The organism is Serratia sp. 2723 (assembly GCF_050434425.1).
Classification (GTDB): Bacteria; Pseudomonadota; Gammaproteobacteria; order Enterobacterales; family Enterobacteriaceae; genus Chania.
This window is the reverse complement of the sequence record NZ_JBNDIN010000009.1, coordinates 123,797-133,171: the sequence shown is the minus strand read 5'-3', so window position 1 is coordinate 133,171 and position 9,375 is coordinate 123,797. Positions and strand designations below refer to the sequence as shown.

The following is a 9,375-nucleotide window of genomic DNA, read 5'->3' as shown; positions in this document are numbered from 1 at the left end:
GCAGCAATGCGGGAGATAAAGGACCTATGAGTTGAACATCAAACCCAGCGCCCCGCCAGGGGCCACCTCGGTGCAATGGCTGCTGTGGATCGTGGCTTTCGGCTTCCTTATGCAGACGTTGGATACCACCATCGTCAATACCACGTTGACCAAAGAGCCGGGCACCGGCTCCACGAGGACACAATGAGAATTGGCATAACCGGCAAGCTGTTTATGGCGATCTTCGCCACCTGCATGTTGGTGTTGATCACCATGCACTGGGGCGTACGCGTCAGCTTTGAACGGGGTTTTATCGATTACATCAAGCACAGCAATGAGCAACGCATCAGCATGCTCGGCGACGCGTTGGAAGATCAGTATCGCCGCCATGGCAACTGGGAATTTCTGCGTAACAACGATCAGGTGGTGTATCAGATCATGCGTTCGTTTGAGCAGAACAGCGACAGCAGCCACAATCTGCCCCCCAAGGGTTGGCGCACCCAATTCTGGGTGGTGGACAGCCAGTATAACCGGCTGGTGGGTCATTCCGGCCCGATCCCTAAAGAGAGCACCCGCCACCCGATCCATTACAATAATCAGACCGTCGGTTGGGTGGTAGCGACCCCGCCGGAAAAACTGACGCGCAATGCGGACATCAATTTCGATCGCCAACAACGGCGCACCAGTTGGATGATCGTTGGGCTATCCACCTTGTTGGCGGCGGCAGTAACCTGGCTGATGTCGCGCGGCCTGCTGGCACCGGTTAAACGCCTGGTCGGCGGCACCCATCGGCTGGCAGCGGGTGATTTCAGTGCTCGGGTAGCGGTCAGCAGCCAGGATGAGCTGGGCCGGCTGGCGCAGGATTTCAACCAGCTTGCCACCTCGTTGGAAAAAAACGAACAGATGCGGCGGGCGTTAATGGCGGATGTTTCGCACGAGTTACGCACCCCGCTGGCGGTACTGCGTGGCGAGTTGGAAGCATTGCAAGACGGCGTTCGCCAACCCACACCTGCCTCGCTAAGTTCGCTACAGGCGGAGGTTTCCACTCTCACCAAATTGGTGGACGATCTGCACCAACTGTCACTCTCCGATCTCGGTGCCCTCGCCTACCGTAAATTACCCGTAGATTGCGTGCATCTGGTGCAGATCGCAGTGGCTGCCTTCCGTGAACGTTTTCATGCCAAGCAGTTGGAAATCGTCACCTATCTGCCAGAACAGATGCCACTGTTTGGCGACCCCGACCGACTGCTCCAGTTATTCAACAACCTGTTGGAAAACAGCCAGCGCTATACCGATGCCGGTGGTCGGCTGGAGATTGGTATCGAACGCCTACCGGGAACGGTACGGATTTACTGGCAGGACAGTGCCCCAGGAGTGAACGATGAGCAGCTTGCTCTCATCTTCGAACGCTTTTATCGCACCGAAGGATCGCGTAACCGCGCCAGCGGCGGTTCAGGGTTGGGACTCTCCATCTGTCAGAACATTGTGGAAGCACACGGTGGCGAGATCCGCGCACAACACTCGCCTTTAGGCGGCGTGCGCATTACAGTAGATTTCCCCACCTCTGGTGAATAACTAAGGTTGTTTGATGGAAAACCAAAATCAGCCACTACAGATCATGATTGTGGAAGATGAACCCAAACTGGGTCAGCTTTTGGTAGATTATCTGCAGGCTGCTGGCTACGCCACCCGCTGGCTGAGCAACGGCAGCGAGGTGATCCCGGCGGTGCATGAGCATCCACCGGCGCTTATTTTGCTGGATTTGATGCTGCCAGGCTGCGATGGCTTAACCGTTTGCCGTGAGCTACGCCGCTTTACCGATATCCCCGTCATTATGGTGACCGCCAAAATCGAGGAGATCGACCGCCTGCTGGGGCTGGAAATCGGGGCGGATGACTACATCTGCAAGCCTTACAGCCCACGCGAAGTGGTTGCCAGGGTGAAAACCATTCTGCGCCGTTGCTATCGTCCCCAGGAACCTAGCGAGGATGATTCACTGTTGCATATTGATGAACCGCGCTTTCAGGCCAGCTATCAGGGCCATATCCTGGATCTGACACCAGCGGAATTCCGCCTGCTGAAAACCCTGGCCTGCCAGCCGGGCAACGTGTTTTCACGCGAACAACTGCTGAACAATCTGTACGACGATTACCGGGTGGTGACCGATCGCACCATCGATAGCCATATCAAGAACCTGCGCCGCAAGCTGGAACTGATCGACGGCGACAAGGCATTTATCCGTTCGGTTTACGGGGTGGGCTATCGCTGGGAAGCCGAACCGTGCCGGCTGGTCAACGGGTTGTGACGCTTACTGAGTCCAGTCTTCCACCTCAAGCTCCGCGACCATAGAGAAAGCCCGATCGCTGGTCACTATGGTTGCACCACGGCTTACCGCATGTGCGGCAATCAGCTGATCCAACGCCCCCATCGGTCTGCCTTGTTTTTCCATGCTTGCGCGCATGACACCATAGCAATGTGCCGCCGCAGAGTCCCAGGAGTAAACGGTGACAGCGTCCAGGAACATCATCACCGTCTGTTTTAGCGCCTTGTTCTGCCGCTTGGCTACGCCATAAAGCAGTTCCGCCTGGGTGATGCTGGAAATACACACCGACGATGGCGGTACCCGGCCCATCGCCGCAAGCAGCCGGGGATGTTGACGAAAAAGCTGGCTCACCGTGTTAGTGTCGAACATATACATGACTTACTGTTCCTCCTTGAACGGATCCCGCTCTGCGACCCCTTGCTGGCGATCGTCAGCAGTCAGGAAGTCAGCAGGAACCACCACATTTTGCAGCATGGTCAGCAGCGGTTGCCAGGAATCCAATTTCATTGGATGCTTCGACAAGATCACGTTGCCCTGCTCATCCCGGCGAATATAAACCTGATCGACATCGAATTCGAATTCCACTGGCAATCTCACCGCCTGATTTCTACCGTTTTTAAAAAGCTTGGCGACCCTTTCCATATTGCACCTCCTCACGCTGGCATAGGCCAAAGCATATGCCTATTTTGAGTGGATGCCAAGGCCAAGCTGCCTGTTTTTTGTTCGCATAAGGAATGCGGATATCAGCCACCCTACCCTCTCAAGGTAGCCAAATCATCTGCCGTCGAACGTTTTGTGCCAACGATGCGAACCGTTACGCATTCGCCAAGGCAACCAGGGCAACCTATCACCAACCCGCAAGACCATGAGCACAAAAAGCCACCCATTTCTGTGCGCCGGCACGCATTACTTCACCGTTAAAAAAACGCTTGCCGAGACATTAGCTACACTTATCTCACTTATTGGCACTAATCAGGAGCAGGACCATGGCAAGCGGACATTATGAGCTGACAAAATCGAGCAACGGGCAGTATCACTTCAATCTGAAGGCCAGCAATGGCGAGATCATTCTCTCCAGCGAGATGTATGCCAGCAAAGCCTCGGCGGAAAATGGCATTGCATCCGTGCAAACCAATTCGCCTCATGAGGCGCAGTTTGAAGTGAAAATCAGCAGCAACAACAAGCCCTATTTCGTGCTGAAAGCCAAAAACCATCAGGTGATTGGCACCAGCCAGATGTACAGCTCGGATAGCGCAGCGAAAAGCGGTATTCAGTCGGTGATCAAGAATGGCCCTACCACCGACGTGCGCGATTTAAGCGCATAAATCTCATCCAGCCTGCGCGCGGTATCCGCTACCGCGCGTTTTTTCTGATGATGAAGATCAATCTCCCTTGAGAATTTCCGGTTAATTGCTGATTTCTTGCCGGGCTGCCGTTACAATCCCCCCGCTTTCACTGCGCCATTGGGTGGCGTGGTGCTGACCTGAAATCAGACCGAGACTCACTATGTTTACACCAGAACTTCTCTCCCCGGCGGGAACGCTGAAAAACATGCGTTACGCCTTTGCCTATGGGGCCGATGCGGTTTACGCTGGCCAGCCGCGTTACAGCCTGCGGGTACGCAATAACGAATTTAACCACGAGAACCTACAGCTTGGGATTAACGAAGCCCATGCGCTAGGCAAAAGATTCTACGTGGTGGTCAACATCGCGCCACACAACGCCAAGCTGAAAACCTTCCTGCGTGACCTGAAACCGGTGATCGACATGGGTCCGGACGCGCTGATCATGTCCGACCCCGGTTTGATCATGATGGTACGCGAAGCCTTCCCGCAGATGGATATTCACCTCTCGGTGCAGGCTAACGCGGTCAACTGGGCAACGGTGAAGTTCTGGCAGCAGATGGGCTTGACGCGGGTGATCCTTTCCCGCGAGCTGTCGCTGGATGAAGTAGCGGAAATCCGTAGCCAGGTGCCAGAGATGGAACTGGAGATCTTCGTTCATGGCGCACTGTGCATGGCCTATTCCGGCCGCTGCCTGCTTTCCGGTTACATCAACAAACGCGATCCCAACCAGGGTACCTGCACCAATGCCTGCCGCTGGCAGTACAAGGCAGAAGAAGGCAAAGAAGACGACACCGGCAGCATCGTGCATCTGCATGAGCCCATCGCGGTGCAAAACGTTGAGCCGACGCTGGGCATTGGCGCGCCAACCGATAAAGTCTTTATGCTTTCCGAAGCGCAGAAACCCGGCGAGTACATGAGCGCGTTTGAGGACGAGCACGGCACCTACATCATGAACTCAAAAGATCTGCGAGCCATCCAGCACGTAGAGCGGCTCACCCAGTTGGGCGTACATTCGCTGAAGATTGAAGGCCGTACCAAGTCGTTTTATTACTGCGCCCGCACCGCACAGGTTTATCGCCGTGCCATTGACGATGCCGTTGCCGGTAAACCCTTCGATCCTAGCCTGCTAACCACGCTGGAAGGTCTGGCTCATCGTGGCTATACCGAAGGTTTCCTGCGCCGCCATACGCACGATGCCCACCAGAACTATGATTACGGCTCCTCCATTTCCGAACTGCAACAGTTTGTCGGGGAGTTTACCGGGGTGCGCCGTGACGGTTGGGCGGAGGTGGATGTAAAAAATAAATTCCTGGTCGGTGATAGCGTAGAGATGATGACGCCAGGGGGTAACATATTGTTTACTCTGGAAAGCCTGCAAAACAAGAAGGGCGAGACGATCGATGTCGCTCCGGGCAACGGCCATATCGTTTATTTGCCGATCCCCGAGGATATCGACCTCAATTATGCGTTGTTGATCCGCAATTTGCCGCAGGACGATAGCCAGAACGGTTAAGACTTTATCGCCACCCGCCTGGGTGGCAATTTTTGGCAAATATTAGAATCAGATCACATCAATTAGCGCGCAGCTTGGTTATTATCAGGCTGCTTAAAACTAATAACGAAAATATTTGCATAGCAATACTAGGAACCACCTCCTTAGCCAGCCCAATCTCCCTTGGGTTGGCCTTTTCTTTTTTACCCCCTTTAATTTCAATTAGCAGAGAATTTCATTGGTGTTATTTAGGATATTTCTTGCATTACGCCAAGTGGCTCACCATGTTCCCTGCAATATATAAATTATTCTATAGCGATTAATTAAGTCATTAATACCAACGCTTAATTCGCATGAGCGAAAGGTATTACCCTCATTGGGCATTGACTCTATAAATACCTTGTAGCAGCCAAACTCGGCATTACCTGAATATTCTTATGGCCCGTTACCGGGTTGTAGTTTATCGTTAACGGCTTGGGTTAGGGGTTTAGTTACTGGGAACCTATCTGGCCCCCCTTTTGACAGCCGATTCGTTTTTCGCCATAAGGATCAGGAATGCACCAATATGCACCAGCACTGCTTATCATCAATGGTAAAAGCTCCGGCAACGAGGAAATTCGCGCAGCGGTGAGCCTGCTACGCAATGAGGGCCAAACCCTACATGTCCGCGTCACCTGGGAACTGGGAGATGCCGCTCGTTACGTCAAAGAGGCTAGCCAACTGAAGGTTGAAACCGTGATCGCCGGTGGTGGCGACGGTACCATCAACGAAGTTGCCGCCGCATTGGCACAGCTCCCCGCAGAATGTCGCCCAATACTCGGCATATTACCACAGGGCACCGCCAACGACTTTGCTACCGCCTGCGCTATTCCCCTACAGCCAGATTTGGCCTTGCAGCTAGCCATCAAGGGCCGAGCGGTGCCGATCGATCTGGCCAAAGTCAATGACGAGCGCTATTTCATCAATATGACGACCGGCGGCTTTGGCACCCGTATCACCACCGAAACCCCGGAAAAACTGAAGGCTGCGCTGGGGGGCGTTTCTTATTTCATCCATGGGTTGCTACGCCTGGATGCGCTGAAAGCCGACAGCTGCGAGATCCGCGGGCCAGATTTCCATTGGGCCGGAGAAGCGCTGGTGATCGGCATCGGTAACGGCAGGCAGGCCGGGGGTGGGCAGAAACTTTGCCCCGGCGCGCTGATCAACGATGGTTTATTGCAGGTGCGCCTGCTCACCGCCGAAGAGTTGCTACCTACGCTGGTCAATATCCTATTCAGCGGTGAGGAAAACAGCAACGTGGTCGATGCCTCATTACCATGGTTGGAAATCGCCGCGCCGCATGAAATCACCTTTAACCTTGATGGTGAGCCGCTGAAGGGTCGCAATTTCCGCATCGAGGTGCTGCCTAATGCTATCGAGTGCCGCTTACCGCCAAATTGCGATCTGCTGGGATAAGCAATGTGCTCAGATCGAGCAAGCTTTAGCCAGGCGTCACTCCCCTCACCCTTGCCCTCTCCCCAAGGAGAGGGGACAGTACGTGCTACAAATTAGATCCTGCGCTCAACCACTGTATCGTATAAACACCCTCTCCAACGGAGGGATTTAATATCAGGCAACCTCACCCCGTCCCCCACCGCATCATCGAATCAGCTCCCAACCTCAGATGAATTTACCGTGCTGCAAATTTACATCTACACCTGACCACATCACCGAATCAGCTCCCTCTCCCTGTGGGAGAGGGTTGGGGTGAGGGGTTGGTGCTACAAATTAACTCCCGCTCCTGAACACGCCCTGCGAACCAACACCCCTCTTTTGACCTCAAGATAAAACCGCCAGCCCGTGTCTGCGATCCACCGATAAATGTGATCTCCAGCGGCAATTCTCACAAATCATACTTGTATGGTAGTTAGCTCAAGGTTAATTTCCGCCCATACGTTATCAGCAACAGCAGGATGTGGAAGTCATGAAAATTGTTAAAGCCGAGGTATTTGTCACCTGCCCGGGGAGAAATTTCGTCACCCTGAAGATCACTACCGACTGCGGACTAACCGGGATCGGCGATGCGACCCTGAACGGCCGCGAACTGCCGGTCGCCTCTTACCTGGAAGATCACGTCTGCCCGCAGCTGATTGGCCGCGATGCTCACCAGATTGAAGATATCTGGCAGTACTTCTACAAGGGGGCTTACTGGCGCCGTGGCCCGGTGACCATGTCGGCTATCTCTGCGGTGGATACCGCGCTGTGGGATATCAAGGCCAAAGCGGCCAATATGCCGCTGTACCAGTTGCTGGGCGGCGCTTCACGTACCGGCGTCATGGTGTATTGCCACACTACCGGCCACTCGATTGACGAAGTGCTGGACGATTATGCCAAGCACAAAGAGCTGGGCTTCAAGGCGATCCGCGCACAATGCGGCGTACCAGGGATGAAAACCACCTACGGCATGGCCAAGGGCAAAGGCCTGGCATATGAGCCCGCGACCAAAGGCAACTGGCCGGAAGAGCAGCTATGGTCAACCGAGAAATACCTCGATTTCACCCCTAAACTGTTTGCAGCCGTGCGTGACAAATTCGGTTTTGACGAGCACCTGCTGCACGACATGCATCACCGCCTGACGCCAATTGAAGCGGCCCGCTTTGGCAAAAGCGTCGAGCAATACCGCCTGTTCTGGATGGAGGATCCTACCCCGGCCGAAAACCAGGAGTGCTTCCGCCTGATCCGCCAACATACCGTGACCCCGATTGCGGTCGGTGAGGTGTTCAACAGCATCTGGGATTGCAAACAGCTGATTGAAGAGCAGCTGATCGATTACATCCGTACCACCATCACCCACGCCGGGGGCATCACCGGCATGCGCCGCATCGCCGATTTCGCTTCGCTGTATCAGGTGCGTACCGGCTCACACGGCCCTTCCGATCTTTCACCAATCTGCATGGCGGCGGCGTTGCATTTTGACCTGTGGGTACCGAATTTCGGCGTGCAGGAATATATGGGCTATTCCGAACAGATGTTGGAAGTGTTCCCACATAGCTGGACGTTCGACAACGGCTATATGCATCCAGGCGAAAAACCAGGCTTGGGGATCGAGTTTGACGAAAAACTGGCTGCCAAATATCCCTACGATCCAGCCTACCTGCCGGTAGCACGCCTGGAAGACGGTACCCTGTGGAACTGGTAAACCGAGGAATTTCTATGAAAAGCATTACTGTGCAACAGCCAGGGCAATTGGTGATTGAAGAACGCCCGTTGCCTTCACCGCAGCAGGGTGAAGTCCGGATCCGTGTGGCTAGCGCCGGGATCTGCGGTTCCGACGTGCATATCTATCGGGGCCATAATCCGTTTGCCAAATATCCACGCGTGATAGGCCATGAGTTCTTTGGCCATATCGACGCTGTCGGCGAAGGTGTTGACCCGTCACGCATCGGAGAACGCGTGGTGGGCGATCCGGTTGTCAGTTGCGGCCATTGCTATCCTTGCTCGGTGGGCAGACCAAACGTCTGCACTGAACTGCAAGTCATCGGAGTACACCGTGACGGCGGGTTCAGCGAGTATGTGACGCTACCAGCCAAAAATGCCCATCCAGTACCGGACAGCATTCCAGACAACGAAGCCACGATGGTCGAACCCTTCACCATTGCTGCCAACATCTGTAGCCAACTGCAACCTGGCCCGTTAGATGTGGCCTTGGTGTATGGTGCCGGGCCGATGGGCCTCACCTCTATCCAGGCGCTGCGCGGCGTTTACGGCGTTAAACAGATTGTAGTGGCCGACCGTATCAATGAACGTCTGGCTATGGCCACCGCCAACGGCGCGGACGTAGTGATCAACAACAACCATCTTGATTTGGCCAGCGAGTTACAAAAACTCGGCATTCGGCCAACGCTGATCATCGATGCTGCCTGCCACCCGAGCATTTTGCCGGAGGCGATCGGCCTGGCTTCTCCCGCTGCACGCATTGGCATTATGGGCTTCTCTGCCGAGCCCTGCGTGATCAGCCAACAGGCCATTACCAGCAAAGAGATCTCGATTTACAGCTCACGCCTCAACAGCAACCGCTTCCCGCTGGTGATTGCCTGGATGACACAACGCCAGATCCAACCGGAGAAGTTGATCACCCATCAGTTTACGTTTACCCAAGTGCTTGAAGCGATGGAGATCTTCGAAAAAGACCAAAAGCAGTGCTGTAAGGTTTTATTGAAATTCTGACCTGACCACTTTCCAGCTACGGCCTGCTG

The 9,375-nt window shown here is 54.5% G+C and carries 10 protein-coding genes; 8 read left to right on the top strand and 2 right to left on the bottom strand.

Translation table 11 applies throughout. The features are described 5' to 3' along the window. Positions 1 to 31: 31 nt before the first annotated feature. The 3 genes from ABIE29_RS15220 to baeR are packed head-to-tail and all read left to right on the top strand — an operon-like array spanning position 32 to position 2,284. Positions 32 to 187, top strand: coding sequence for a hypothetical protein (locus ABIE29_RS15220; RefSeq protein ID WP_429619638.1), 156 nt, complete (start codon positions 32 to 34; stop codon positions 185 to 187). Continuing rightward, positions 184 to 1,554, top strand: a complete 1,371-nt coding sequence (gene baeS, locus ABIE29_RS15215) for a two-component system sensor histidine kinase BaeS (RefSeq protein ID WP_429619585.1) — start codon at positions 184 to 186, stop codon at positions 1,552 to 1,554. The genes ABIE29_RS15220 and baeS overlap by 4 nt, the downstream gene beginning before the upstream one ends. A 13-nt stretch (positions 1,555 to 1,567) precedes the next feature. After that, complete coding sequence (gene baeR / locus ABIE29_RS15210) at positions 1,568 to 2,284, top strand: two-component system response regulator BaeR (protein WP_429619583.1); 717 nt, start codon at positions 1,568 to 1,570, stop codon at positions 2,282 to 2,284. 3 nt (positions 2,285 to 2,287) lie between these two features. Here the strand turns inward: baeR and ABIE29_RS15205 are convergent, their stop codons facing one another. Together ABIE29_RS15205 and ABIE29_RS15200 are read right to left on the bottom strand one after the other, a co-directional pair. Beyond that, positions 2,288 to 2,677, bottom strand: a complete 390-nt coding sequence (locus tag ABIE29_RS15205) for a type II toxin-antitoxin system VapC family toxin (RefSeq protein WP_429619581.1) — start codon at positions 2,675 to 2,677, stop codon at positions 2,288 to 2,290. A 3-nt stretch (positions 2,678 to 2,680) separates the two neighbouring features. Then, positions 2,681 to 2,944, bottom strand: a complete 264-nt coding sequence (locus tag ABIE29_RS15200) for an antitoxin (protein WP_429619580.1) — start codon at positions 2,942 to 2,944, stop codon at positions 2,681 to 2,683. A 344-nt stretch (positions 2,945 to 3,288) separates the two neighbouring features. On the opposite strand from ABIE29_RS15200, the gene ABIE29_RS15195 reads away from it, so the two are divergent. The 5 genes from ABIE29_RS15195 to ABIE29_RS15175 all read left to right on the top strand — a co-directional run bounded on the left by ABIE29_RS15195 (position 3,289) and on the right by ABIE29_RS15175 (position 9,346). Continuing rightward, complete coding sequence (locus tag ABIE29_RS15195; RefSeq protein ID WP_024486176.1) at positions 3,289 to 3,627, top strand: YegP family protein; 339 nt, start codon at positions 3,289 to 3,291, stop codon at positions 3,625 to 3,627. Between the two features lie 181 nt (positions 3,628 to 3,808). Next, entirely contained in the window at positions 3,809 to 5,161 is a 1,353-nt protein-coding gene (yegQ, locus tag ABIE29_RS15190; RefSeq protein WP_429619578.1) for a tRNA 5-hydroxyuridine modification protein YegQ, read from the top strand. A gap of 534 nt (positions 5,162 to 5,695) precedes the next feature. Further along, positions 5,696 to 6,595, top strand: a complete 900-nt coding sequence (gene yegS / locus ABIE29_RS15185; RefSeq protein ID WP_429619577.1) for a lipid kinase YegS — start codon at positions 5,696 to 5,698, stop codon at positions 6,593 to 6,595. Between the two features lie 508 nt (positions 6,596 to 7,103). After that, positions 7,104 to 8,318 (top strand): D-mannonate dehydratase ManD, encoded by a 1,215-nt coding sequence (manD, locus tag ABIE29_RS15180; protein ID WP_429619576.1) that lies wholly within the window; start codon positions 7,104 to 7,106, stop codon positions 8,316 to 8,318. A gap of 14 nt (positions 8,319 to 8,332) precedes the next feature. Then, positions 8,333 to 9,346, top strand: coding sequence for a Zn-dependent oxidoreductase (locus ABIE29_RS15175; RefSeq protein ID WP_429619575.1), 1,014 nt, complete (start codon positions 8,333 to 8,335; stop codon positions 9,344 to 9,346). The last annotated feature ends 29 nt before the right edge of the window (positions 9,347 to 9,375 follow it).